General features: G+C 44.0%; 19 protein-coding genes and 1 riboswitch. Of the genes, 6 read left to right on the top strand and 13 right to left on the bottom strand.

The window, feature by feature from the left end; translation table 11 throughout:
* Window positions 1-92: 92 nt before the first annotated feature.
* Entirely contained in the window at window positions 93-2243 is a 2151-nt protein-coding gene (gene xyn10D/fae1, locus BACINT_RS00350; protein ID WP_021967563.1) for a bifunctional endo-1,4-beta-xylanase/feruloyl esterase, read from the bottom strand.
* Between the two features lie 322 nt (window positions 2244-2565).
* Here xyn10D/fae1 and BACINT_RS00345 point away from each other — a divergent pair, with 322 nt between their 5' ends.
* Window positions 2566-3621, top strand: coding sequence for a porin (locus BACINT_RS00345; RefSeq protein WP_007659639.1), 1056 nt, complete (start codon window positions 2566-2568; stop codon window positions 3619-3621).
* A gap of 22 nt (window positions 3622-3643) precedes the next feature.
* On the opposite strand, the gene BACINT_RS00340 is transcribed toward BACINT_RS00345, so the two are convergent.
* From BACINT_RS00340 to BACINT_RS00330, 3 genes are all read right to left on the bottom strand, one after another.
* A complete protein-coding gene (locus BACINT_RS00340) occupies window positions 3644-3892 on the bottom strand; it encodes a DUF3098 domain-containing protein (protein ID WP_007659634.1) in 249 nt (82 codons plus the stop codon).
* 14 nt (window positions 3893-3906) lie between these two features.
* Window positions 3907-7041, bottom strand: a complete 3135-nt coding sequence (locus BACINT_RS00335; protein WP_007659633.1) for a glycosyltransferase family 117 protein — start codon at window positions 7039-7041, stop codon at window positions 3907-3909.
* A gap of 142 nt (window positions 7042-7183) precedes the next feature.
* Window positions 7184-8272: a hypothetical protein gene (locus BACINT_RS00330; protein ID WP_021967562.1), complete on the bottom strand. Its 1089-nt coding sequence runs from the start codon at window positions 8270-8272 to the stop codon at window positions 7184-7186.
* 239 nt (window positions 8273-8511) lie between these two features.
* Here BACINT_RS00330 and BACINT_RS00325 point away from each other — a divergent pair, with 239 nt between their 5' ends.
* From BACINT_RS00325 to BACINT_RS00305, 5 genes are all read left to right on the top strand, one after another.
* Window positions 8512-9363 carry an exodeoxyribonuclease X C-terminal domain-containing protein gene (locus tag BACINT_RS00325; RefSeq protein WP_044154550.1) on the top strand — a complete coding sequence of 284 codons (852 nt, stop codon included), beginning with the start codon at window positions 8512-8514 and terminating at the stop codon, window positions 9361-9363.
* A 54-nt stretch (window positions 9364-9417) separates the two neighbouring features.
* Window positions 9418-9512, top strand: a riboswitch (TPP riboswitch).
* Window positions 9513-9573: 61 nt separating this feature from the next.
* Window positions 9574-10194, top strand: coding sequence for a thiamine phosphate synthase (locus tag BACINT_RS00320; RefSeq protein ID WP_007659630.1), 621 nt, complete (start codon window positions 9574-9576; stop codon window positions 10192-10194).
* Between the two features lie 17 nt (window positions 10195-10211).
* Window positions 10212-11921 carry a phosphomethylpyrimidine synthase ThiC gene (gene thiC / locus BACINT_RS00315; protein WP_007659629.1) on the top strand — a complete coding sequence of 570 codons (1710 nt, stop codon included), beginning with the start codon at window positions 10212-10214 and terminating at the stop codon, window positions 11919-11921.
* Window positions 11922-12108: 187 nt separating this feature from the next.
* Complete coding sequence (locus BACINT_RS00310; RefSeq protein WP_007659628.1) at window positions 12109-12882, top strand: sulfide-dependent adenosine diphosphate thiazole synthase; 774 nt, start codon at window positions 12109-12111, stop codon at window positions 12880-12882.
* Between the two features lie 251 nt (window positions 12883-13133).
* Window positions 13134-14267, top strand: a complete 1134-nt coding sequence (locus BACINT_RS00305; RefSeq protein WP_007659627.1) for a 6-bladed beta-propeller — start codon at window positions 13134-13136, stop codon at window positions 14265-14267.
* Window positions 14268-14301: 34 nt separating this feature from the next.
* On the opposite strand, the gene BACINT_RS00300 is transcribed toward BACINT_RS00305, so the two are convergent.
* The 9 genes from BACINT_RS00300 to BACINT_RS00260 all read right to left on the bottom strand — a co-directional run bounded on the left by BACINT_RS00300 (window position 14302) and on the right by BACINT_RS00260 (window position 26505).
* A complete protein-coding gene (locus BACINT_RS00300) occupies window positions 14302-14904 on the bottom strand; it encodes a thiamine phosphate synthase (protein ID WP_007659626.1) in 603 nt (200 codons plus the stop codon).
* 4 nt (window positions 14905-14908) lie between these two features.
* Window positions 14909-15727, bottom strand: a complete 819-nt coding sequence (gene thiD, locus BACINT_RS00295) for a bifunctional hydroxymethylpyrimidine kinase/phosphomethylpyrimidine kinase (RefSeq protein WP_007659625.1) — start codon at window positions 15725-15727, stop codon at window positions 14909-14911.
* An 8-nt stretch (window positions 15728-15735) separates the two neighbouring features.
* Window positions 15736-16791, bottom strand: a complete 1056-nt coding sequence (locus BACINT_RS00290) for a Gfo/Idh/MocA family oxidoreductase (protein WP_044154548.1) — start codon at window positions 16789-16791, stop codon at window positions 15736-15738.
* Window positions 16792-16893: 102 nt separating this feature from the next.
* Window positions 16894-17910, bottom strand: a complete 1017-nt coding sequence (locus BACINT_RS00285) for a metallophosphoesterase family protein (protein WP_007659623.1) — start codon at window positions 17908-17910, stop codon at window positions 16894-16896.
* Between the two features lie 40 nt (window positions 17911-17950).
* Window positions 17951-18430: a 2-C-methyl-D-erythritol 2,4-cyclodiphosphate synthase gene (ispF, locus tag BACINT_RS00280; protein WP_007659622.1), complete on the bottom strand. Its 480-nt coding sequence runs from the start codon at window positions 18428-18430 to the stop codon at window positions 17951-17953.
* 186 nt (window positions 18431-18616) lie between these two features.
* Complete coding sequence (locus BACINT_RS00275) at window positions 18617-19912, bottom strand: histidine-type phosphatase (protein WP_007659621.1); 1296 nt, start codon at window positions 19910-19912, stop codon at window positions 18617-18619.
* A gap of 27 nt (window positions 19913-19939) precedes the next feature.
* Window positions 19940-21637, bottom strand: coding sequence for a RagB/SusD family nutrient uptake outer membrane protein (locus tag BACINT_RS00270; protein ID WP_044154509.1), 1698 nt, complete (start codon window positions 21635-21637; stop codon window positions 19940-19942).
* Between the two features lie 21 nt (window positions 21638-21658).
* Window positions 21659-24601 (bottom strand): SusC/RagA family TonB-linked outer membrane protein, encoded by a 2943-nt coding sequence (locus BACINT_RS00265; protein ID WP_007659618.1) that lies wholly within the window; start codon window positions 24599-24601, stop codon window positions 21659-21661.
* A gap of 284 nt (window positions 24602-24885) precedes the next feature.
* Complete coding sequence (locus BACINT_RS00260; protein ID WP_007659616.1) at window positions 24886-26505, bottom strand: DUF6377 domain-containing protein; 1620 nt, start codon at window positions 26503-26505, stop codon at window positions 24886-24888.
* Window positions 26506-26523 lie beyond the last annotated feature (18 nt).

Raw genomic sequence — 26523 nt, 5'->3', positions numbered from 1 at the left:
AGATGATTTCGGGGAGAAGAAAAACAAAATGTCCCTCAAAAGTTGGACAATAACTTTTGAGGGACTTTATTTTTATCTTTTAAGGCATATCCTTATTTGAAAAGCAACTGTGCCATGTGATACAAACTTCTACGCCAAGTCAGGAATTCATGCGCCGTATCGGGAGAAACGAACGACGTAGCCTTGAAACCGGCAGCCTTGAGGTCGTTCACAGCCTTAGTCACACCATCCGGATTCTCCTTGCTTCCGCAACTGATGAAGATGGATTCCACCTGCTTTTTATCCTTGATGTCGTCCGGTGCATAAGTGCCACCGCTCAACAGTCCATAGTAATTGAATACTTCCGGACGTCGCAGAGTAATCAGTTTCGTCTCAAAGCCACCCATAGAAAGTCCTGCCATAGCACGGTGCTTCTTGTCGGCCTGTGTACGGAAGTTACTATCAATATAAGGTATTAGTTCGTCCACCAGCACCGTTTCAAACTCCTTAGCCGTGAACTCTTTGATATGCCCAAATTTCACATCATTCGTCATGCCATACGTCATTACAATGATGAACGGTTCAATCTTGCCTTCGGCAATCAGGTTGTCCATAATCAGATTCGCATGCCCCTGGTTGGACCATGCCGTTTCATCTTCTCCCCATCCGTGCTGTAAATAAAGAACCGGATACTTCTTCTTATCCTTGCCATAAGTGGGCGGTGTATAAACAAATGCACGACGGTGAGTGTCCGTACTCTTGGAATAGAAATAAACCTGCTGAACATTGCCGTGAGGCACTTGTTTCATGGCATAGAAATCTTCGTCATGAGCCGGAATCTCAATGCCGCTTTCCCATCGGCAAGAACCGTAATAATTCTTGGCGCCCGGGTCATTAAACACGCCACCGTCGATAGTGAGGTGGTAATAATGGAATCCCTCGTCCATAGGGCCATCTGTAGTACCCACCCATACACCTTCTTTATCCTTACGGAGAACTGTGCCGCCACGACCTCCCAGTCCAAGGCTGACAATGACTGATTTGGCATCAGGAGCAACTACACGGAAGCGGGCATATCCCTGCGAATTAACCATAGGATACTGCCGTCCGGGCTGATTAAGCACAGAAGGACGGAAATCTTCTTTCACCACAGCATTATCGTGTGCCGGATCAAAATCCTTAATGATGCTATAGACACGTTTCGGCTTATAATTCTCATCGTAAGGCAACGGATAATTGCGTGCGCCGAGCCATGAGTCGCGGTCGGAAAGATTCCAGAAAGTAACATTGTCTACCACATCCTTATGCTTGCGAAGCACTTTAAACAGGCGAGCATACTGATCTTCCTGAAGCGTTTTCACCACCTGACTGATATTGCCGCCGTCACGGCTGAAGTTGAGCTGTCCTCCCATCTCCTGATTGGCACGAATATCCAACTCGGTAATATGAATATGTTTCACTATCGTAGAGTATTTTGTCAAGGCAGCATCTACATCTTCCATACTCGGACCGTAGACATTGTAATGTCCCTGCATGCCGATACCATCAATGGGCACACCTTCTTCCTTCATGGATTTCACCATATTATAGATGCGGTCGCGCTTTCCGGGATCGGCAGCATTATAGTCATTATAGAAAAGGAGTACATTAGGGTCGGCCTCACGGGCATAAATAAAGGCTTTCTTAATGAACTCGTCACCGGCAATCTGATAAAGGGGGGAATTGCGATATGGACTTGGTTGCTCTCCCATGCCTCGCCGGCCACCCTGCCAGCCACCATCGGAGATAGCTTCGTTCACCACGTCCCACGCATATATCACGTCTTTATAACGTTCCACGATGGCTGTGATATGATGCTTCATATTCTGGAATAATTTCTCTTTCGACACAAAATCGCCTTTTTCATCCTTATACATCCATTCTCCTATCTGGGCATGCCACATCAAGCAATGCCCGCGAAGTTTGATACCGTTGCTACGGCAAAAGTTGGCGATCTTGTCGGCATTCTCCCAGTTGAACTGTCCGTAGGCAGGCTCGGTGGGTTGCGGCTTCATGTCGTTTTCCGCCGTAATACTGTTAAAGTCTTTTTTGATGATGGCAATCTGTTCGGGATTTGCGATATTACGCATATTAACAGCCACGCCAATAGAGAAGTAATCTTTATAAGCATCCTTCAGTCCTGTTTCGCCGCTTTGTGCGAACCCGTTATTTGCGCTCATGGCAAATGCCAACGCGCAAAGGGAAAATTTGAATAAATGTTTCATCTGATAATTATTTAAAAGGTTTTTCATTGTATATCCGTATACTATGATATCATATATTCATTATTTAATGTTTGCTATTGGAAACGGTTGCAAAAGAATGCTTTTTTTAGAGAGAATCCCCATATCTGTGTTACAAGTTTTTTCGCTTATGTTACCTCCTCTAATAAAAAGTGAAGGAAAACGTCTTTTTATGGTTGACACCACCACTAAAATGAAAAAGAAAAAAGAGAATTGTAACTAAAACGAAATACACATGACATAAAAACATAACACGTATGTCTGAACTTTGCCGCCATAAATTAATCGACTACAACTAAGAATTATGAAGAAAAGCGCATTGATGTTGCTCATCATTTTGTTGCCACTGGCTGTGAAAGCTCAAACTCCATACCGCAACGAAGACGGAAAGAAGATTGATAAAGAAGAGCTGGAAACAAAAGATTATCTTCCGGAAATACATGGTACTATCCGCACCAAGTTCGAGTATCAGACAGAAATGGCTGCCAGCCGCTTCGAAGTGCGCAATGCGCGTATTAGTATTACCGGCAATGTATTACCAATAGTGGCTTATAAAGCAGAAATCGACCTTTCCGATGAAGGACAAATCAAGATGCTGGATGCCTACGCCCGCCTCTTCCCGGTAAAAGACCTGACAGTAACTGCAGGACAAATGCGCGTACCGTTCACCATTGACGCCCACCGTTCTCCGCACCAGCAATATTTTGCCAACCGTTCATTCATTGCGAAACAAGTCGGTAACGTACGTGACGTTGGCGTTACATTGGGATATAAACTCGGAACTGAAATACCTGTTACATTAGAGGGCGGGCTTTATAATGGTTCGGGACTGACCAACCAGAAGGAGTGGCACAAAGAAGTGAATTACTCCGCCAAAGCGCAATTCCTGTTTGCCCAAAAACTTAATCTGGCTTTAAGCATACAGAGCATTCAGCCGCAAGATGTACGGATTAACTCTTATGACATCGGTGCTTTCTACGAATCCGGCCGTTTCCATATTGAAGGGGAATACCTGTACAAGACGTATGCTGACAATGCTTACGACAATGTGCATGCCGTGAACAGCTTCATCAACTACGATTTACCTCTACGAAAGGTTTTCAACAAAATGTCTTTCCTGGTACGCTATGATATGATGACCAGCCAGAGCGACGGCAAAGCTATCGATGAGGAAACAGGCGCTTTAGTCACTACTGACTATAAACGGCACCGCGTGACGGGTGGTGTCACTTTCAGCCTCAGCAAAGCATTCCGTACGGACCTTCGCCTGAACTTTGAAAAATACTTTTATGCCAAAAACAGCATTACCAAAGAATCAGAGCAGGATAAGATTGTATTAGAACTGATGGTTCGGTTCTAATGCACGCAAATCTCTCAGACAATCAGCTCCGCTTAGGCCGATACAGGATACCGAATATATTAATCAAATACCCTGTCAAACATACGATGGGAGCTACCCTTATACGCAATCCACTGAATATATCAGGGTTGTAGGCGGCGGGGGTACTCCCCTCGCCGCTCATGAACAGATATCCCACTATTATCATTACCGAGCCAATTAGCAGAATTACATAATTTCTCCTGTCAAATACCGTTTCTGTCTCCTTCAGCTTCATTATTTTTGTTCCCATGTTCTTCTTTAGTTTTAGTTCTTATAACCCATGTTTGGAGCAAATAGTGCATATTTATCTTCAAACCGTCTGTTGCTCTCTTTATAACTCTCCTCATCTACCTTCTTCAGAAGTTCATTACATTGGTTCCATTGCCAGAATTTATAGATACAATCATTGCGGACCATTTCCATACGGTTCCCCTTTAATGAAAAAGCCCAGTTGATATAATCTTCCGCTTCGGCTATCAAATGCTCTGTCAGGGTTATCGCTTTCATCTTTTCGCCCAATGCGGCATAGGCTGTTGCTATGCTATAAGAACCGCTTTCATACGTTTCGGGAACATTATATCCCGGAACAGCCTGTTCCGCATAAGCAAGTACTTTCTTTGCACGCGCAGGGTCTCCTTGTATTATCAGTTCTTTGGCCAGTTGCGCGAAAAGCCTGCGATGATACCAACACGTACGCAGGGTTGTTTCATCCAGATAGAGCCCCGGAGTATTCAGCCCGCCATATTTATATCTGTTCATTACATTGTCATAAAGCCTTTCCACATCTACTGCATAAGGCCTGTTTTCGTCGGCATCTCCCCACTTCTTATAGTCAAAAGGCGTAAAGCGGAATGCTAATCCTTCCTGCACAAAGTAATTGTCAAACTTCAGTTTACTGACACTCCCTACGGAGATTGCAAGGTAAAGCGGACGCTCCCAATTACAGTTCGCCAGTATCTCCAGCATCAGTAAATCTACTTTGTTCAGCATACGTATATCTTTTAAAGGAATATAAAGTTTGTCCGGTATCGCATCTTTCAGTTCTTCCCCCTTCAACTGCCGGATTGCTTCAGGAAGCATGATTCCCGAACGAAGCAGCGCGTCCTTATCAATATGGATATTTATCGTATCCGTAGGAATTACATTAAATTCCTGTCTCTCTGAGAATATCCAATATTTCAAGATATTTTTTACTTCAAACGGGTCTTCTCCAAAGCTGTCACGTGCTTCCTCCGGATTTCTCCGGTACAATTCCTCTATTTGCTTTTTCAGTTCCGGGCGTACGGCCACATATTCGTTTTTACCTTCCTGATATTGATTCTTATTCCAACTTATAGGTAGTCCGGGAGCATCATACAACGGACATTGCTGTTGATAAATATACCAATCGGTCTGTGCGTAGCTTAGGTTGCAGACACGTGCATCCTTGCGTACTTCCTCCGTATCCTGATTATACCACAATGGGAAAGTATCATTATCCCCGTTACAAAAGATAATCGGATTTCCCGTATCGGGAAGAGTCATCAGATAGTTAGCCCCAAAGTCGCGACAAGTGAAACGGGCACTCCGGTCATGGTCATCCCACGTCTGAGTGGCCATTTGCACCGGAATCAATAAACAGATTGTCATTAATACACTGACTTGTACCGTAGAAGTCGTTTTCCGGCGAAGCGCATCACACAATCCGGCAGCACCTATCCCTATCCAGATAGCAAAAGCATAGAACGAACCGGCGTATGCATAGTCCCGTTCGCGCGGCTGACCGGGTGTTTGATTCAGATAAAGCACAATAGCCAGTCCTGTCATAAAGAAGAGGAAAAACAGTACACTAAACTGCTGTTTACCTTTCTTGCTGCGGTTCCATTGCCAATAGATACCGAACAGTCCTAATAATAGCGGCAATCCGTAAAACACATTGTGCCCTTTGTTCTGGCGCAGGGATTCCGGCAACAAACTCTGGTCTCCCAATCTTAAATTATCCAACCAGGAAATTCCTGTTATCCAGTTCCCATGTTCCGGTTCGCCACTTCCTTGCACATCATTCTGCCGTCCTACAAAGTTCCACAAGAAATAGCGCCAATACATATAATTGAGTTGATAGGTAATGAAATAAGTCAGGTTTTCTTTTTGTGTGGGAGCGGCCTCGTTTCCTCCTGTCCAATTTTTGTAAGAAGAAGCCATGCGCTCACTCCACATCCGGGGAAACAGCATATTCTGAGTATAGCACACGTCTTCTTTATGCCGGATTATTTTATATTTGCCTTCTTCTTTATCCGGGCGATATACAGCACTCCCCTTTGTGGTTTTTACTCTGTAATAATCACCCTCGGGCACATATTCCGGCTCGGAAGCGTAGGTTTTTCCATAAAGCAGGGGAGCACTTTCATACTGCTCTCGGTTCAGGTAACTTTTGAGCGTAAAAATATTGTCCGGCGCATTCTCATTAAGCGGAGTATTGGCGTTGGCACGAATCAGTATCACCGCATAGGTGGTATAACCTACGGTGAGCATAAGCAAGCACCATAAAGAAGTATGCAACATACGTTTTCGGAAACGATAAATGGCTCCGGCCAGTACGAAAAATGTTAAAGCTAAAAAGCTTATCAGCCCTGTGTGGAAAGGAAGTCCGAATACATTGACAAAAAGCAGTTCGAACCAGCCTCCCATGTCAGCCATGCCCGGAATATAAACAAAAAGAATAAATATAATAAGAAGACCGGATGTAGTAATTGCCGCAGCTACTCCTTTAAGCGATATCGTCCGATATTTCTGATAATAGAAAACCAACACAATGGCCGGGATACAGAGTAAATTAAGCAAATGCACTCCGATTGACAGTCCGATGACATAAGCTATCAGGATAAGCCAACGGTCGCCATATACCGAATCCGACTCATCTTGCCAGCGAAGAATCATCCAAAACACCAGTGCCGTAAGAAAAGAAGAGAAGGCATAGACTTCACCTTCTACCGCACTGAACCAGAATGTGTCACTGAATGTATATGCCAAGGCTCCAACAAACCCTGCCCCCAGAATGATGATAACATCCGCCGTTAATAAATTCTGCCCATCATTTATTATCAGGAACCTTACTAAGCGGGTGATACTCCAAAAAAGAAATAAGATACAACCGGCACTCAGCAACGCATTCAGAAAATTAACCATCCAGGACACTTGTGACGGGTCGGAAGCAAACTGAGTAAACAAGTTTCCAACAAGCATATAGAAAGGTGCACCCGGCGGATGCCCCACTTGTAACTTTTCGGCACACGAAATAAATTCGGGACAGTCCCAAAAACTGACAGTAGGTTCAATTGTCATTCCATATACAAAAGCTGCTATCACAAAGACAATCCACCCACTAAAATCATTCCACTTTTTAAATAATAAGTTGCTCATTGTTCTGTAACTTTTTTGTTTGCAAAGTTATAGAACAGCCCCGTAAAAGAGAAGAAATTTACCGGACGAGCACGGACATCCCGGCAGCATAGTCAACTGATAACCAGCAATATTACATTACCAATTACAGACAAATTCAGACTTACAATGATTTTACAATATCTTCCAACGATTCTTTAGAGTTTGCCAACATCAGTTTCTCCGTTTTTATCCTGGAGATTCTCCGGGTCAGAGTCTCAACAGTCAGTTTCATTAAATCAGCAAAACAAGCGGGCTGAACGCCTTCGCGTAAAAAGGCACATACCCTTAAATCCTCTTCCGTAAGTTTCGGACTTATCCCTCTCAATTTGGATACAAGTCCGTAAACACTCTCCTGAAGCCGCAAAAGTTCGGTCCAGTCTTTCTCAGAGAAAAAAGATACTTTAGAAGATAAAGCCGTTCGCTCCTTCAACTGACGGACTTTTGAGACAACCGGAGAGCTCTCATAAATATATTGTTGGAGGGATTGATATTTTTCTTCAAGATAATTACATTGCATCACCAGTTTGTCAGCTTCGACCTCTTTCATCTGCATTTCTTCCTTAAAGGTATCCAGTTGCGAATGTACTGTCAGATGTTTCTTCCAAAGTAACCCAAGCAAGAGAGACATAACACCCAATAAACCTAAAGCAGAAGATAAAATGACAGTAGAGTTATCTTTGCTGTCAATCAACATCAACTGGCTGGCGTATGCTTTTCTTTCCATCTCCAGTGCTTCGTCAAAGTTTTCATATTTCTGATAATACAGGCTGCATCTCTTGCAAATCTTAGTCATTTGCTCATATTCTTCTGCTTGTGCTGCTAATTTTATTGCTTCCTTGAAATGAACTTCGGCGTCTTTCTCCTGATTCAAATCACTCTCTACGCATGCCAGATAATAATAGGCTCTCGACTTTTGAAGTTCATTTCCATATTGCTCATAATAAGATACCGCCTGACGAATCTGATTATCAGAAGAATGAGGTATATTCTTATCTTCATTGAACTGAGTACAAAGCAAATTATATTCTGCAAGTTGCTCCTCATTCATCTGGTTCATTTGAATCGTTTCAAGAATAATGGATGCCGTATCCGGATCTTGCTCTATTAATTGAGCGGCTTTGTCCAATCCTTGTTTCACATTAGTCCCTTCCGGATGACATGCAACCAAAGAAAGGATAAATACATACAATAAAATTCGAAGATTACTCATAGTCTCAATTTTTGATCTCTGCATACAAATATGCGACAAATTTATAAGATTATCGTTAGAGTAACGAATATTTCGAATGTACTTCCGATGCATCTGTAGTGTATCCGGAATGTACGGAGCAAGTATGGCTCTGATACAATTCAGGTACGGTGCAGATACAAAAGAAACCTAAACTTTTCCATACAGAGTTTGATTATTCGCCCGAAAAATCTTATATTTGAATAAATAACTCAATGCTTATGGCAAATCCGATTATTCCGGGAATACCCGAAGCAGAACAAGGACTGTTGTATCAGAAACTAAACGAATACAACCGAGGAAGAACATCTTACAAAGATGCAGGTGCTTATCTGGTGGTATTGCCCCATCCTGGCTATCCCCGTTACTCATTATGGGTTTATTCTCCACTACCCGAACGCCAGTCTATTTTTTACATTCAAGACCTTTCTACAAATATCCATGAAAGTCTGCGGGTAGCAAGCAGTCTATGTTATTACTCTCCCCGCTGCATGCTATTGGTGGAGTATAATGCTAAACGTATGCAAAGCAAGGGAGACGATATCATTGCTTTCGGGAAGTATCGCGGACATTTTCTGCACGAGATTTTCCGCATCGACCCGAGTTATGTAAGTTGGATTGCCTATAAATTCACGCCCCGCATTCCTAAACAGGAACGTTTCGCAGAAATAGCCCGGATATACCATTCCGTTCATCTGGATATTCAGAAACGGCAGGCAAGGCAGAAATATTCTACCAGCCGCTTCCTGGGCAAGGAAGGAGATAAAGTAGAGAACCTGACACTGAAAGTACTGCGCGTACGGTTGGAAGACGATCCTTACAAAACAATGGTCAAAGGAACAACTCCCTATTTCTCTGTCCGGCAAATACTGACGCTGGAAGATCCTATCGGCAACCTGGTTACTTTCCGGGTAAGCTCCCGTACAGCAAGCCGTGAATCGGGACAAGTGCCCGGCACAGAGCATGCTTTCCAACCCGGTGAGACGGTATTTATCGCCTCAGCGCGTATCTCATGTACCTTTACTTCGGGAAACAAGCAATATACACGACTGAATTATGTTAAGTTTAAATAATCATAAAAGATAAGCTGGTCTCTTTCCTGTTAAAAACATTCGTCTTTACTTTACCGGCAGAAAAGGGGGTGCTATAAATATAGCTGAGATTATACCCAATGAACCTGATACGGTTAGTACCGTCGAAGGGAATTTTTCTTCTTATCTTCTTACTATTCGTTTATACTACTGCCCCTTTCTGCAAGTATAATTTCTAAATTCAGAATTTGAATGTTTGACGTACAATTCATTACGCATTTTACGGCATCCATTTCTTATCCGGACTCCGCACGTATAGCCCTCGAGGGAGGTTGCCGCTGGGTTCAACTTCGGATGAAAGACGTTTCCGAAGAAGAACTGAAAAACACAGCCATGCACGTGCAGGAACTCTGCCGCCAGTACGGGGCTACCTTCATCATTGATGATCGTGTAGATCTGGTGAAAGAAATTGGTGCGGACGGTGTCCACTTAGGAAAACTGGATATGCCGATAAAAGAAGCAAGGAAAATGCTGGGCAAAGGGTTTATTATCGGTGGAACCGCCAACACATTCGCGGACATCAGGCAACACGTTGCCGATGGTGCCGACTACATAGGTTGCGGCCCTTTCCGTTTCACAACTACCAAGCAAAAGTTATCACCTATCTTGGGACTGGACGGCTACCGCTCCATACTCGTACAAATGCAGGAGGAAGGTCTAACCATCCCTATTGTTGCTATCGGTGGAATCACACGCGAAGACATTCCATCCCTGAAAGCATTAGGACTGAGCGGGATAGCACTGAGCGGCGGTATTCTGAAAGCTGAGAATCCTGTACTTGAAATGGAGACAATTATACGACTGACCCAATAGCAATCAATTAGTGAACCATGGAAGATAAAACAAAAATTACTTATCCCGAATCCGAGAAAGTCTATATGCAGGGGCAACTCTATCCTTACCTGAAGGTGGGGATGCGAAAAGTGAACCTCACCCCTACCGTAGTAGTGGAAAACGGGAAGAAAGTCATGACGGAGAATACCCCCGTCTACATCTATGACACAAGTGGTGCATACAGTGATCCAAACCTGAAAGTAGACTTAAAGAAAGGTCTGCCACGCCTCCGCGAACCGTGGATACAGGAACGGGAAGTTGAACGACTACCGGAAATCAGTTCCGAATATGGAAAGATGCGCCTGGCGGACAAAAGTCTCGATCCCTTACGTTTCGACCATATCACCTTGCCCTATCGTGCAAAGGAAGGAAAAAAGATTACCCAAATGTATTATGCTAAACAGGGTATTGTTACCCCGGAAATGGAATATGTAGCCATCCGTGAAAACATGAACTGCAAAGAACTGGGTATAGATACTTACATCACACCTGAGTTTGTAAGGGAAGAGATTGCAGCAGGACGTGCAGCATTGCCTGCTAATATCAACCATCCTGAGGCAGAACCTATGATCATCGGTTCAAAGTTTCTTGTAAAGATCAATACCAATATTGGAAATTCGGCTACTTCCTCTACCATTGAAGAAGAGGTGGAAAAAGCCGTTTGGAGTTGCAAATGGGGCGGAGATACATTGATGGATTTATCTACAGGAGAAAACATCCACGAAACCCGCGAATGGATCATCCGTAATTGTCCCGTTCCGGTAGGTACAGTCCCTATGTATCAGGCTATGGAAAAAGTACGCGGAAAAGCGGGAAACCTTACTTGGGAGTTATTCCGGGATACACTGATCGAGCAGTGTGAACAAGGAGTGGATTATTTTACAATTCATTGCGGCATACGCCTGAAGAATATCCATTATGCTAACGAACGCCTTTGCGGAATGGTGAGTCGTGGTGGCAGTATCATTTCACAATGGTGCAAAGTACATCAAAAGGAAAGTTTCCTGTATGAGCATTTTGATGATATATGTGACATATGTGCACAATATGATGTGGCACTCTCTTTAGGAGACGGTTTACGTCCCGGAGCGATTCGTGATGCCAATGACCGGGCTCAGTTTGCGGAGTTGGACACAATGGGTGAACTCGTAGAACGTGCCTGGGCAAAGAATGTACAGGCATTTATCGAAGGTCCCGGTCATGTGCCGATGCATAAGATCAGAGAGAATATGGACCGGCAGATAGAAAAATGCCACGGAGCACCATTTTATACCCTCGGCCCGCTGGTAACGGATATTGCGCCGGGATACGACCATATCACAAGTGCCATCGGCGCAGCACAAATCGGTTGGTACGGAACAGCAATGCTTTGCTATGTAACCCCGAAAGAACATCTCGCTCTGCCTCAAAAAGAAGATGTCCGTATAGGAGTGGTCACTTATAAAATAGCTGCACATGCTGCGGATCTTGCCAAAGGCCATCCGGGTGCGGAGATCCGGGACGATGCCTTGAGTAAAGCCCGCTACGAGTTCCGCTGGAAAGACCAGTTTAATCTGAGTTTGGATCCGGAACGTGCCTTGCAATATTACAAGGAAGCAAACCATCTGAACGGGAAGTACTGTACGATGTGCGGACCTAACTTCTGCGCCATGCGAATCAGCCAAGGGCTGAGGGATTGTGATTATGACGCAGAAGCGGATAAATGATAATTTATCCGCATAACTATTGATATTCGGAGTGTCTCCATTCCCCTCCTCCCGGGAGGAGAGGTGCCCAAAGGGCGGGGTGGTAGGTGAGAAAGAGGGTACTCCTCCTCCCGAGAGGAAGAGAATGGAGATAGTTCTGCGTACCATTTATCAAACAAATAGAAATAACTTTTAAACTTATAAGAACATGATTGAAACAAAAGTATCCAAAGGTATCATTAGTACCTATTTTGAGAAATTAGAAAGAAACCTTGATCTGGATGTTGCCATTGTAGGTGGTGGTCCGTCGGGTATCGTAGCTGCTTACTATCTGGCAAAGGCCGGATTGAAAGTAGCACAGTTTGACCGTAAACTTGCCCCCGGCGGTGGCATGTGGGGTGGCGCTATGATGTTCAACCAGATTGTAATTCAGGAAGAAGCTATTGATATTATAAAAGAATTCAATATCAATCACGAGAAGTATGAAGACGGGCTCTATGTAATGGACTCTGTGGAAAGTACCTCCGCATTGCTTTACCATGCCGTACATGCAGGAGCCACCGTATTCAACTGCTATTCTGTAGAAGATGTCATTTTCAAAAATAACACAGTAAATGGAGTAGTCGTAAACTGGACTCCCGTATTGCGCGAAGGCATGCACGTAGACCCACTGAACATCCTTGCCAAAATAGTAGTGGACGGAACAGGACACGACAGCGAAATCGCCGCTACCGTGGCACGCAAAAATGGCAGCCGCCTGGCTACCGAAACAGGTGGTGTGATTGGTGAACGTTCACTGGACGTAATTGCAGGAGAAGAAGAAGTAGTAAACGGTACAAAAGAAATTTATCCGGGACTGTACGTTTGCGGTATGGCAGCTTCTGCCGTTTCGGGAACTCCACGCATGGGCCCTATCTTCGGTGGCATGTTGATGTCAGGTAAAAAGGTTGCTGAAGAGATTATTGCAAAGTTGAAGAAATAAATCTTTCATAGACTATTTTTCCATATATACCGGGCGAGCGATTATCCGTTTCTACGATGTCACATACAATTGATAGAGACGAAAATCTTTCGCCCGTATATTGTTTTATCCTTTTGTGACCTTGCTAAATCTATTTTTCTTATCAGGTGTTATTTTCTCCGGCAGAAATTATCAATGAACAACAAAATTATATAATTTTGTTTCCTACGAACACTTTGATAAATATTTAGCAAATTTATTACTGACACATCATGAAATATTTCTTCTTTTTAGCAGTAAGTATATTACTAGCCTCATGCAGGAATAATAATACGGGTAGTAATACTCAAAATAATATTTTACAGGCAGATCTGCAGCCCTCGACACTATCCATACATGAAATTTTTGACAGTATTCAGGTAATTCCCCTGGAAACTACAGATAGTTGTCTGCTGAGAGCCCCTGTAAAAGTCACTACCGGTAACAACAGAAACTATATCCTCGACTGGAAAAGTTTCCAGGTATTTGTATTCGATGACGAAGGACACTTCCTGCACACTATCGGCAAAAAAGGACAAGGTCCCGGAGAGTATCGGGAAGTTTATGACATGATTGTGGATGAAAGCCGGAAACAGGTAAAGTTGCTTTCACCTTTCGGTAGTTTATATGTTTATGATCTGGAAGGGCAATTCATTAAGCAGATACGATTACCGGATAAAAGTAATTACCAGTCTATGGTAGCGATGGGAGACAAAATCATAACATGGACAATTCCCAATGGCAGCGACGAACCGTGTATCACCATTGTGAAAGCAGATACCGGAGAAGAAGTGAACAATTTATGGAAAGGACCACGCATTCTGAATTCCGTAGCACCGGGTAATTTCTATACTTATCATAAGAAAAGCTACTTTGCTCCTGCTTTTCACGATAATGAGGTCTATGAAATTACGGAAGATAGCCTGCTATTAGCTTATAAATGGAATTTTGGCGAAGACAACATCGATATCTCCAGCTATAAATTTACTTTTACCGATGACAATCAGGCAGAAGAAGGACGGCTTCTAACCCAATATCTGAAAGAGAATGCGATACCTTATTTACTAAGATCACAATATCAGAATGAAAAGTTCTTTTATGCCGGATTATCATACGGTTGGTTTCCGAATCTGACTTTAAAAAATCTTTTTTACCGGAAGAGCGATGGAAAGAGTTTCTTATTCAAGGACACCCAAGAGGGTATACTGATCAGGCCGGAAGCTTTTGAAGATGGATATATCATGCAGTTTTCTTTCAATGAAGAATTCGAAGCGTATCAATCCGTATTGGCTCCGGAAGAATATCAGAAATTGATGTCCCGGCAGGAGGATGATAACCCTTGCCTCATTAAATTATACTTCAAATAAGAAACCGGCTACCCTTTTCATGGAAAGAAAAAGATTATTCTGCACAATGTTTCAGTTTTCTGAAATGGGTAAGCAGTTGTTCGGTGTCTTCCCATGCATGATAACGATTCCAAATATCGCCCAATAAAGTAGCACCACCGAAACCTAAAGATTTGATTTCTGCAAGGTTTGCTTCACTGATCCCACCCAGAGCAATCACTTTTTCATTGATAATGCCTTTTTCTTGCGCTTGTCTCAGTGCCTCTGTTGAATAGCCCGAACGATATCCTTGTTTGGAAATACTGTCGTAAACGGGGCTCATGAGTACATAATCAAACCGAGGTGTTGTGGTTTCCACCTCTTCCAAGCTATGACAGGCACGACTTAATAGTCCATGGTAATTTTCAGGTGCTTCCGGATGACGGGAATTCAGGTGAATCCCTCCTAAAGAATACTTCTCTTTCAGAAGGAAGAAGTCATGAATAACAATCCGGCTTCTATATTCCATCGGGATTTCCTGTAGAAGACTTTCCACTTCATAGATTTCAGCCTCCGGCTTACGTAAATGCAATAAATCCAGTCCTGCCTTAAAAAGTTCAGTGAGGATACGCGCCTCACCCGGAAGAAAGTCCGGAGATGTAATGATAATGAGTTTCATGTCTTTATTTGTTATTTACAGGACTTATCAAAGACGGGAAATGCCATAAAGGACCATTCCCCTGCCCTATATGCAAATCTTTTCCGGCTTCGATAGCACAAGAAATGTATTCCTTGGCTTGCTCCACAGCTTCATACAAAGATGCTCCTTGTGCCAGGAATGTAGCAATTGCAGATGAAAGTGTACACCCTGTACCATGCAGATTGCCGGAACGGATGCGATTGCTACCAAAGATATTCAGTTGATTTCCATCATAAAGCACATCACACATTTCATTACCCTTCAAATGACCTCCTTTAATAAGAAAGGCACAGTGATACTTTTCAAACAAGCGGCATGCAGCACCCTCCATTTCATCAACCGTATGAACAGGTTGCTGTAGCAGAACTTCTGTTTCGTGTAAATTAGGAGTAACAAGAGACACTTCCGGAAGCAATAGCGTGCAAATAGCTTCCACTGCCTCATCCGTCATCAGATTGTGCCCACTGGTAGAAACCATTACCGGATCGAGAACCACCTGCTGGGGTGAATATTGATGTAACAACCGTGCTATTTCACTAATAATCTCCACATTTCCGGTCATACCTATCTTAATGGCATCCGGCCGTAAATCTTCCATCACGGCCTGCATCTGCTTACCTACCAGTTCTGCCGGCACAGGATGCACAGCTTGCACACCTAATGTATTCTGCACAGTGATTGCAGTGATTGCCGTAGCAGCATATCCGCCCAATGCGGAGATAGTCTTTATATCCGCCTGTATGCCTGCACCACCGGAACTGTCGGAACCGGCAACGGAAAGAACAATCGCTTTTTTATCCATAAGTCAGGTTATAATCTGATAACACTTCCTGTCCGACTACTTTCCCAAGCCGCTTCAATCAGCCGGATAACACCAAGAACTCCGCGAGCATCACTTTGCAAGACCTCTCCTTTACGGACATGCTGATAAATATTCTCATAGAAAGCAGCATAGTTACCGGGAAGGGTTGGATAGGATTCACGCACCACATCCCCATTCTTTTCCGTATGAAGTATTCCCCACTGGGATTTATCTTCCTCTCCCCAATGCGGAGTATCCGGCAGTATGCCTTTAGTTAGATCTGCTTCCTGAGGATCAAGACCGTACTTCACATACGAACCTTCCGTGCCATGAAGTACAAAGCGAGGTTCATTCTCACACATCAGATAACTGGCTTTCAGTGTAATCTTCACTTCCGGCGCATGGGCAGGTTTCAGTAAGTGGATAATGAAGTAATCATCCACTTTACCACCGGTACGCAAAGTTGCAATATCGGCAAATACAGCTTCGGGCATACCGAACAACTGCACAGCCTGATCTATGACGTGGGCACCCAGATTATAAGTCAGGCCTCCGCCACTCTCCCCGGTTTCTTTCCAGGTATTGGGTTTGATGAAATTCCGGTAACGGGGAAAGGTGGATTCAAATTCTACCAAACGACCTAACAGACCTTTGTCCAATATTTCTTTCACGGTCAGGAAGTCGCAATCCCAACGGCGATTCTGGTAAACGCTCAGGGTTAACCCTTTTTCCGCAGCAAGAGCCACAAGTTCTTCCCCTTCTTCTACGGTAGTAGTGAAAGGCTTTTCCACAATAACATGCTTTCCGCCTTCGAGAGCACGACGGGCATATTCATAATGGGAACTATCCGGAGTATTTACAACAACCAGTTCCAGCTCCTCCATCCCTATTAATTCTTCAAAACTACGCACAATACGGGATTGTGGATATTTCACCTTCGACAATTCCTTGCTGCGTTCCGTAATCGCAGTCAACTCAAAATGGGGATTGGTGGAAATAAAAGGAGCATGAAACACCTGCCCCGACATTCCGAAAGCGACCAATCCTGTTTTTATCTTATCCATATAAATTTCTTTTTCTTGCAGCAAAACTAATGAAATTATCATTTATTCAAAACGAAAGGTGGCATCTTTTGCATGACATGTAAGGAGTTCTTATCAGAAGGGTTATTCCGTAACCAACGGACGTTTACGCCAGTCGTCTTTCATGTAACTGTCAGGATAAACGGTCTTATCTATCAACTCGCCGCCTTTCAGGTGTATCCAGGAAGTAAAGGTGCGTTCTCCCTCCTTCAATACAATCACACGGGCACCGTTTGAAAGGTGATTATACTCCGTATTACCGCCAGTGAAGCGTCCATAGGCCAGTACGATACCTTTCCACATGACTGAATAATCATTATCATGGTCATGACCGACAAAAGTACCCATTACGTCGCCCGCCTCTTTCATAGCAGCAAACATACCGGTATTAATAGCAGGTGCACAAGCTTTTTCCATACGCGTACCATAGAGAATAGCATTCTCATCGGAAGCCGCTTCATTATATTCGGGCAAGGGGATGTGGAAAAATGCCAAAGCAGGCAAAGGTTTCCCATCATTCTTAGCGGTAAAAGCTGCACTTTGTTGACGATACCAGTTTACCTGATCGAACGTGAGCCAATCGTACCCTTTCACATCGGGCAGCTTGGAATACGAATGAGAGTCGAGGCAATAGAGCACAGAGGCATCTTTCTTACCATCCGAAGACTTTACTACAAGAACGTAATCGGGAGATTCGACTGTTCCGCGATCGGGCTGAATGTTGTAAGGCATGGACCGGATGATATCATAGAGCTCGGCATGGGTTTTACCTTGTTCATTATCATGGTTACCGAAAGTAACAGCAAAAGGCAGCTTGCGGGAAGAAGCACAGGCAAGCACGGTTCGCATAGCCGTATCCGCAGGTGCGGCATAAACCACATCTCCTGTGAAAACAACCAAGTCGGGACGTTCGGCATCAAGCACTTCATTGATACGCTTCAAAGCAATATCCGAAGCAGGATTACCATACTTGAAGTGGATGTCGGTAAACTGGACGATTTTAAACTCTCCGTTCTTGTTAAACTTTAAGGAGGCAACCTGTGCCTGGCAGAACAGAACTGTCAGAAAAGCCAGACAAAGGGTTAAAGAGATTCTCTTCATGTTAGTGATTAGTTTTAGGTAGTTATTAGGTCAGAATCAATTATTCTTTAGTAATCAGGACTGTTGCATAAGCAGAGATACCTTCTTCGCGACCGGTAAAGCCAAGCTTTTCCGTAGTAGTAGCTTTGATGGAGATGTCGTCTTCATCTATTCCCATTACTTTGGCAAGCGTCTGCTGCATGGCGGGAATATGGGATTTCAGTTTGGGGCGTTCCGCACATATGGTTGCATCAATGTTGCCCACGGAATAGCCTTTGGTTGCAATCAGTTCTACGGTTTTCTTCAGTAATATTTTGCTGTCTATGTCCTTGAACTCTCCCGCGGTATCGGGAAAATGATAACCGATATCACGCATATTGGCGGCTCCCAGCAAGGCATCACAAATGGTATGGATCAGCACATCGGCATCCGAATGTCCAAGTAATCCTTTCTCATGTTCCAGACGGATACCGCCTAACCAAAGTTCGCGCCCTGCCACCAACCGGTGTACATCGAAGCCAAAGCCTACACGTATTTTCATATCGTTCTTCTTTAATTTATTGGATGAATGCACGAAAGTACGGAAAAAAAGCAAGTGGGGGATAAAGACAGAACGCAAATTACACAAATTACGCAATTTTTCGTCTTATATAAGGCAACCGATAGGAGGCCTGAAAGAAGTTGCGTAACCTGTGTAATTTGCGTTTTATTCCGTATTCCTTATGATTTACGGTCTATCCGGCAGTTGGGACAGCAGGTCTTTGTAGAATGCCCTGACGTCCTTCCAGTGATAGAAAGGAGCGATGTCGGTCTTCACCGGAATACTCACTTCTTTCTCGTTCAGCATGAACTTCACGATAATATCGTCTGCACTGCCTTTCTTACGGAAGAAAACAATCTGCACATTGGCAGCCATAGGCACCATTTTGAAGTTACACCATGCCTGATAGAATTTGGCCGGATCGGACTCTTCATTATAGCAGTTCTCTAGTCTCAGCAAGCCCACTAGAGGAATCACATTACCGTCGTGTCCGAAGCGGAAAGTAGCCGAGTTTGTACCGGAGGCAATCGCCGCGTCTGCCGAGTCCATGATATTCTCGACCAGAGATTTGGCGTTTGCCAGCATCAGTCCGTTCGTCATGGGTGAAGGGCCGTCGCATACATAGTTCTTATAATTATGTATCTGCCAGATATCAAACAATTCCTGCTTCTCAAAGATATCATAAAAACAGACCTCCGGTTCCACGTTCTGCATATCAGAAGCAACCCAATACAGACCGCGCATCAGTTCTTCAGGATTTACATTCTTACGAATATACTCTTTGCTATTGAACAGTGTATTCATCAGACGTTCCGGACGGACATGTTCTTCTTCGAACTTACGAAATTCCTCATACCAGGGACCTTTGCGTGAAGTAAACTTCATAGCTTCCTGTGTATGGAAATTCAGGTAATCCATATACTTATTGCTGGATTCACGCTCAATCTGCATCTTCGGGTTGAATTCCTTCAGCCGTTCGCAGAATGCATCCATGCTGAGTACGCAACGGATAACTACGGTAGAGCGGGCAGACATTTGCGGTTCACCTTTAAATACTTCGGGGAATGCCTGATACATACGTTCGGCAATGCCTCGTTGCTGCTTCACTCCTACCGGACTGAGGTCGCCGCCGTGTCCTTTGGCATCTGCCCAGACAATGTCCAGACGCTTACGGACGTCTTCGCCCAAATCGGTTAATGCTCCGGCTGCGTGGGCTTTCTCAAAGACTTCCATTACACGGACGTAGTCTTCATCCGCAATCAGCCAGCGGGAACCATGACGGCCATAATGGCTGATATAGAACGGTTCATAACCTTTCGGCGCCTTGGTCTGGACGCCCGAAGGACCTGGGTAAGCGTAATATACACCACCTGTCGTTGCAATATCATTGAAGATTTCTTCGCGTGTAGCTTGTGCATATAAGCCTTGCACAGCAAAAGCAGCTAACAGGACGATTGAAAAAAGAGTTCGTTTCATTCTCATAAACAAGTTGTTATTTAATTGTTTTCTTTATTTCTGATAATCCGGATTCTGTGTCAGATACGGGTTCGTGGTAAACTCATCCTGCGGAATGGGATACAATTTGTACTTATCGTTCACATCTTTACCCACATACGTACCAACTTCACCGTCACTGCTACCTTTCCAATCCCAGTTATATCCTTTTGTGAATTTGCCGAAGCGGATCAGGTCTGTGCGACGCACCAACTCCATATTCATCTCACGGGCTCTTTCATCCAGAATGAAATCCAGATTCAACTGACCGTCGGTAATACGACCGGATACCCCACCACCATAGCTGCCGGACATATAAGCACGGTCTCTGATTTCATTCACATAACCCAATGCCTCAGCACGTGTGCCTTCCGCGGCCCCGCGAAGAATAGCCTCAGCAGCCATCAGGTAAGCATCTGCCGTACGGAACATCGGGAGGTCTACAGACGAATACTTAGTACCGCCATCTACCAATTCCTTACGGTCCCTGGTTACATTTCTCCATTTGATGCACGCATAACCATTCTCAAACGTCTTCTGGAAAGCCTTACCTTCTACCCAGGTTTCCTTTGTATGGCCGATGGTAAAGAACTGTGCACGCTTATCCTTCTTATTATCTCCCCAGGGATCATTTTCATAGAAGGTTTGGTCAGCCTCATCAAACTTATCTACAAGCGCCACCTTCACACGGGCATTACCCCAACCACGGCTACCTACTCCGGTTTTTACATAGCTATCCATCGGACCATTCATCAATGCTTTAATCAGGAAGTTGGTTCCGGCACTGCTCTGTGCATAGTCAGCATCTTGTACCAAAGGCCAGATGATTTCGGAGCAAGTATTGTTATCTGCCAGGAAGATGTGACGATAATCGGAAGCCAACGGATAATTACCTTCCGTAATCACTTTCCTGGCATATTTATAAGCATTGGTATATTCATTCTTGCCTACCCATGTTTCGGCATTCAGATAGACACGTGCCAGAAGAAACCAAGCCGACACACGATCCACACGGCCATACTCATTCCGCTTCGGTTCTTTCAGCAAGGTTGTCAGTTCTTCCGTTTCGGAAACCACATAGTCGTAGATTTCCTGGCGGGTCTTCTGATGGGGAATCGTACCTACATCCATCGTTTCATCAATGAAGGGACCCGAACCGTACAAGTCGCAAATCATGCTGTAGCAATAAGCACGGATGAAGCGTGCTTCGGCACGGTAATAAGGCATTTCAGCCTGCAAAGCATCATATACACCACGGGCTTTCAGCTTCCCTTCCGCACTTTCGCGCAAGAACTCATTACAGTAGTTAATGGCCATATACAGACGATAATATGAATAGCAAATAATCTTTGTCGAAGGGTCCCAGTTCATATACAACAGTGACAAACTTCCATGACTGCCACCGGAATGGAAAACGATCTCATCCGTACAAGCCTCTTGCAAATAGAACAGAGCACGTGTATAACCACTATAACCTTCATCAATACCCGGCACGTCACCGTTTCCGCCATCACCACCCTTTTGTCCGGTCTGGATAAGACTGGCATAACACTTTGCCAATACTCCGATGTATCCCTCAGGCGTAGAATAAACCTTCTCGCCCACCAACTCATTGTCGTCCAAAGGCAATGTATCCAAATCTCCCAGACAAGAAGAAAGAAGGAAGAAAGATACCAAACATATACTTGCTAACTTGAAATATTTCGTTTTCATTGTTTTCTGATTTTTCATGAATTAAAAATTAAGATTTACTCCCAGCATGAACATACGCGGGCGCTGATAGATGTTCTTGTCGATACCGCTATAAATTTCCGGGTCAAGACCGCTATAGCCTGTCAGTGTACATACATTCTGCACTGTGAAAGAGAGACGAAGAGAGGTCTTTTCGTTCCACAACTTATCGAAGGTATGTCCTAACGTGATGTTGTCGATACGGAAGAAGTCACCTTTCTCTAGGAAGTAATCGGTATAGATGCGATCCTGCGTAAATCCGGTTTCAAGAGTAGAACGCAGAATATTGCTGGAAACGCCGGTTCCGCCATAAAGTCCGTCCAAAGAATCGGAGGCTTTCACATAGTTATAAACATAAGCACCGAAGCTTCCATGTCCGTTGATACCCAAATCCCAGTTCTTGTATGTCAGACGGGTAGAAAGACCGCAGTAGTAAGGAGCTTTGGAACTTTTGCCGGTCACGTACTTGTTGGCATCTTCTTCGCTGCTGGTGGTAGAACCATCTTTTGCGATATACTTGCCATCCAGCGGCTTACCATTATCATCATAAGCCTGTTGCAACAGGTAGAAAGTATTCGGAGTTTCGCCTACCATGTGGACTTGCAGATATTTACCCGTACCGCCGGCATTACCTGTCTTCACATAGTTGTCTTCACGGTCTATGGTGTTCAGCTTCGTAATTTCAGAAGTATTCCAGGTAAAATTACCTCTGACAGTCCATTCCCAATCCTTGTTCTTCACGGGAATCACGTTGATACCGATTTCCAGACCTTTACTCTTCATATTACCGATATTGGTTTCAATCATATTGGTAAAGTTACTTCCGGCAGGAACGAATATCTTATTCAGCAGGTCTTTGGTAGTACGCCAGTAGTAATCAATCGTACCGGAGATACGGTTGTTCAGGAAACCGTAGTCGATACCGATATTATAAGTTTCGGTAGTCTCCCACTTGATATTGGCATCGTAGCCATTGGGACGGTAAGTAGTATACCATTGATCGCCGAAGTAATAGCGGGATTCGTCATAAGATGCCGTATAAGTCGGCAGGTGCTGATAGTAAGAACCGATGGATTGCTGACCGGTCTGGCCGTAGCTCAAACGGAGTTTCAAATCGGACAGGGCTTTGAAGTTCGAGAGGAAAGCCTCTTCGTTCACACGCCAGGCTGCCGCAACTGAAGGGAAATAACCCCAACGGTTATCAGGAGAGAAACGTGAAGAAGCATCGGCACGCAGAGTAGCCGTCAGCATATAGCGTTGCTTCCAGGAGTAGTTTACACGTCCATAGAAAGAAAGCAGGTAAAGTTCGGCTTCGGCATGCTGGGGAGTAGCCAGTTCTTTGCCTTCGGTATCGGTAGTTATACTATTATTTTTATACCAGAAACGTTGCCAGCCGTAACCACCCATAACATTGATGTGATGATCCTTCAGTTCCTTGTCGTAATTGGCATAGAAATCGAGCAAGGTGTTGCGCTTGGTCTGATGATATTTATAGCGCTTACCTGTACCGTCATTCTGATTACCAGTGTACATGGAGGGAGCAAGATCGGGCACATTTTCACGATTGTCATTCTTCTGGATGTCATAGCCCATATTCAGATTGAAGCGCAGGTCTTCTAATCCGTGCACCTTGTAGTCGAGGGCAATGTTACCGATAGAACGTTTTGTCTTTTCGAGTTTGTCAGCCAGTTCCAGATCGGCAACCGGATTTGCAGCGGCCAGCGTAATGGGTTTACCACCATTCATCCATGTATAATATCCCAAACCTACATTACCTTCATAGTCTTCGTAAACGGGACGGGTAGGATCAAAAGAGATAGCGCTGCCAATCACGCCTGTTGAAACCGGTTGATTATTCTCAATACTTCCCTTGACATTAATATCTACAGAAAGATGTTTATTGAAGAACTTCGGAGACAGACCTACACTAGCGTTGATACGCTCGTAGTTATTATTCTTCAATGTACCATTCTGGTTAGTGTATCCTACGGATACACGGTAAGGCATATTCTTCAAAGCTCCGGTCATGGACAAGTTATGATCCGTACCCAGTGCCACGCGGTAGATTTCTTTCTGCCAGTCTACATCTGCATTGCCCAGCTTGAAAGTCTCCGGAGCATTGGCATGCTCGGCAAAAGCCTGACGGTATTCTTCGGTAGAAAGTACATCTATATACTGATATACATTGCTCACTGTCATGTTTCCGTTGTAGTTGAAGGAGGGACGAGAGGTACCGTCGGCACTTCCCTTCTTGGTAGTGATGATGATGACACCGTTGGAGGCACGCGAACCGTAGATAGCTGTGGCAGAAGCATCCTTCAATACTGTAAAGGAAGCAATGTCATTCGGATTGATGGCACTGATAGAAGTATTGCTTACGGGTACTCCATCGATAACAATCAACGGATCATTATCTGCCGACAAAGAGGCTCCCATACGGATACGGATAGTACCGCCGCTCCCCGGTGCACCATTGCCCGGCACGATATTCACACCGGCAACTTTACCCACCAGAGCATCTTCAGCAGTCAATTGCTTACCTTTGTTCAGTTCATCCGGTTTCACGGTCAGCAAAGATCCGGTCACGTCGCCTTTCTTCACCTGGCCGTAGCCGATGACTACTACTTCGTCCAGCAATTCGCTGTCTTCCTGCATGGTAACTACAATGAGAGGTTTGTTTGTCACGGTGATTTCCTGTCCTTTATAGCCGATACAGGTAACGGTAAGTACATTTCCGGTAGCCGCCTTCAGTGTAAAATTGCCGTCCACATCGGAGATAGTACCTATAGAAGTACCTTTAATAAGAATGTTAGCTCCGATAACCGATTCACCGGTAGCGTCCTTCACATGCCCTTTCACCACGATGTCTTGTGCTGAAAGCGACAGGGATAGTAGTAATCCCAACAAAGGGAGAAGTCCCTTGACAAGTCTAAAAATGTTTTTCATAAGGTTATTATTATAGTTAATAAAAAAATAATTCTATAATCCCCGTGTAATCTGTTTACCTAAATAAAAACCAATACCTAAAGAAAATCTATTGTTAACTTTAATTTCTACGGCAAAGGTAGAGCATAACTTTCCGGGTAAGAGAGTTGAGTAGATACATAAAGTAGATATTAGCAGAGGCTTTTAAACGATAAGCAACTGAAATACAACACAAAAACACTTTTTCAAATGAGTCAGGAAAGTAGATTTAAGTAGACGTTTGAGGAAAAAAGAAAGAGGTTTTATCAACCTATTTGCTGCACGGATTCCATAAATTCATCCTTGGAAAGCAAAGATTTGTTCCGTACTTTCAGACGATAGTTATACACCGTCTGGGCAGAATAATGAAGGAAGTTCGCAATCTTCCCACTATCTGTAATACCCAGTCTGATCAGAGCGAAGACGCGCAACTCAGGTGTCAGCAGTTCACCCTCCTTCGGACAGATACGTTCATCTTCTTGAAGCAAAGTATTAAACTGCTCTATGAACTTAGGATAGAGTTTCAGGAACACACTATCGAACATGTAGAAGAATTCTTTCAACTCATTGGCAACAAAAGAGGAGGAGTTGACAGTCTTATACAAATCATCCAATTGCCCGGTCTTGATTTTACGGGCAAGCATTTTCCGTTGCTCTTCCTGTTTGTTGATATAGAGGGAACACATATTGAATACATAGCCGATATATTCTTCCTTCACATGATTGGATTCCTGCAACTTATCATTCAGTGTATGCAGATCGGAATTGATATGTTTAAGTTCCTCGTTCATAGTGTTCACCGCTTTTCGGGCTACATTCAACCGCTTCATCTGATAGAAAATGAACATCAGAGCAACCAGCAATATAATCAGCAGGACAGATGTCAGGATGACCAGAGCAACCATCTGTGTTTTCTCCTCCCTCAACTTGTTTTCGTACGTCCAGCTGATAACGGGAAGCAATTCTGAAATCTCCTGTGTACGATAGCGTGCATTGCAGAAAGTGGCATCTTGCATAGAGCATTCTATATAAGTATAAGCACGTTTTATGTCTCCTTCCTGAAATAGAAGGTTGGCTAACTTCCACAAGGATATGTACTCCTTCGTTGCCGCCTGAATATCTGCAATAGCCGAAATAGCCAGATATTTCTTCTGCAATTCGGTATTCCCCATAAAGGCATAAGCATTGGCAAGGCCGATAGAAGGAATGGCAACACTGTATCCTTTCTCTTTGTGGGTCTTGTAGCAACTATTCAATATTTCTATGGCTTCATCATACTTTTCTTCATACAGCAATTTTTCACTCATCATCAGCAGATACCCCTGCGAACCGGGACGGCGCATACTGATAATAGAATCTTTATATTGGTATGCCAAACCCCGATAATATTCTTTCATCTGATCTGAGAAAGCATAATCCGCCATCAACGTATAAACTTGATGATACTGATAATAATAATAGGAAACCCCGGAATCATCCAGATCAGCGGACTTGATTCCATCTAGTATTTCCAGACCTTCCTTATACATGGCTACTCCTATCATCACTTCGGCAATATTCAGTTCTGCCGAATAAATGTAAAGGGGATTCTTCATGCGCTTGGCAAGTTCTACGCGCTGATCGGCTACCCACAGAGCCGAGTCCATACGGTAAGAGCGGTATTTGCCGAATAATTCGCGGTAAAGATTATAACGTTCCTGGTCAGAATGAGACAGACGGAGTTTCCGTTGCAAGGCATCTATTTGTTCCTGACGTTTCAAGGTGTACTGAGGACGGTTTCTGATAGACATATCAAGTTCACGAAGCAAAGAGTCTGTTTCATTGGCACAGATATGCAGGGATAGGAATGCTAAAAAGACTACCAGAAGTACTTTTAGTTGCCTCATACGGATTTTTTCGGTTTA

The organism is Bacteroides intestinalis DSM 17393 (genome assembly GCF_000172175.1).
Lineage (GTDB): Bacteria > Bacteroidota > Bacteroidia > Bacteroidales > Bacteroidaceae > Bacteroides > Bacteroides intestinalis.
The sequence above is the reverse complement of the archived record's forward strand: the minus strand, read 5'-3'. Positions and strand labels throughout refer to the sequence as shown.

Bases quoted from the DNA above. Each gene is read 5' to 3' on its own strand.
- xyn10D/fae1 (WP_021967563.1), bottom strand. From the start codon at position 2,243: ATGAAACATTTATTCAAATTTTCCCTTTGCGCGTTGGCATTTGCCATG.
- BACINT_RS00345 (WP_007659639.1), top strand. From the start codon at position 2,566: ATGAAGAAAAGCGCATTGATGTTGCTCATCATTTTGTTGCCACTGGCT.
- BACINT_RS00340 (WP_007659634.1), bottom strand. From the start codon at position 3,892: ATGGGAACAAAAATAATGAAGCTGAAGGAGACAGAAACGGTATTTGAC.
- BACINT_RS00335 (WP_007659633.1), bottom strand. From the start codon at position 7,041: ATGAGCAACTTATTATTTAAAAAGTGGAATGATTTTAGTGGGTGGATT.
- BACINT_RS00330 (WP_021967562.1), bottom strand. From the start codon at position 8,272: ATGAGTAATCTTCGAATTTTATTGTATGTATTTATCCTTTCTTTGGTT.
- BACINT_RS00325 (WP_044154550.1), top strand. From the start codon at position 8,512: ATGGCAAATCCGATTATTCCGGGAATACCCGAAGCAGAACAAGGACTG.
- BACINT_RS00320 (WP_007659630.1), top strand. From the start codon at position 9,574: ATGTTTGACGTACAATTCATTACGCATTTTACGGCATCCATTTCTTAT.
- thiC (WP_007659629.1), top strand. From the start codon at position 10,212: ATGGAAGATAAAACAAAAATTACTTATCCCGAATCCGAGAAAGTCTAT.
- BACINT_RS00310 (WP_007659628.1), top strand. From the start codon at position 12,109: ATGATTGAAACAAAAGTATCCAAAGGTATCATTAGTACCTATTTTGAG.
- BACINT_RS00305 (WP_007659627.1), top strand. From the start codon at position 13,134: ATGAAATATTTCTTCTTTTTAGCAGTAAGTATATTACTAGCCTCATGC.
- BACINT_RS00300 (WP_007659626.1), bottom strand. From the start codon at position 14,904: ATGAAACTCATTATCATTACATCTCCGGACTTTCTTCCGGGTGAGGCG.
- thiD (WP_007659625.1), bottom strand. From the start codon at position 15,727: ATGGATAAAAAAGCGATTGTTCTTTCCGTTGCCGGTTCCGACAGTTCC.
- BACINT_RS00290 (WP_044154548.1), bottom strand. From the start codon at position 16,791: ATGGATAAGATAAAAACAGGATTGGTCGCTTTCGGAATGTCGGGGCAG.
- BACINT_RS00285 (WP_007659623.1), bottom strand. From the start codon at position 17,910: ATGAAGAGAATCTCTTTAACCCTTTGTCTGGCTTTTCTGACAGTTCTG.
- ispF (WP_007659622.1), bottom strand. From the start codon at position 18,430: ATGAAAATACGTGTAGGCTTTGGCTTCGATGTACACCGGTTGGTGGCA.
- BACINT_RS00275 (WP_007659621.1), bottom strand. From the start codon at position 19,912: ATGAGAATGAAACGAACTCTTTTTTCAATCGTCCTGTTAGCTGCTTTT.
- BACINT_RS00270 (WP_044154509.1), bottom strand. From the start codon at position 21,637: ATGAAAACGAAATATTTCAAGTTAGCAAGTATATGTTTGGTATCTTTC.
- BACINT_RS00265 (WP_007659618.1), bottom strand. From the start codon at position 24,601: ATGAAAAACATTTTTAGACTTGTCAAGGGACTTCTCCCTTTGTTGGGA.
- BACINT_RS00260 (WP_007659616.1), bottom strand. From the start codon at position 26,505: ATGAGGCAACTAAAAGTACTTCTGGTAGTCTTTTTAGCATTCCTATCC.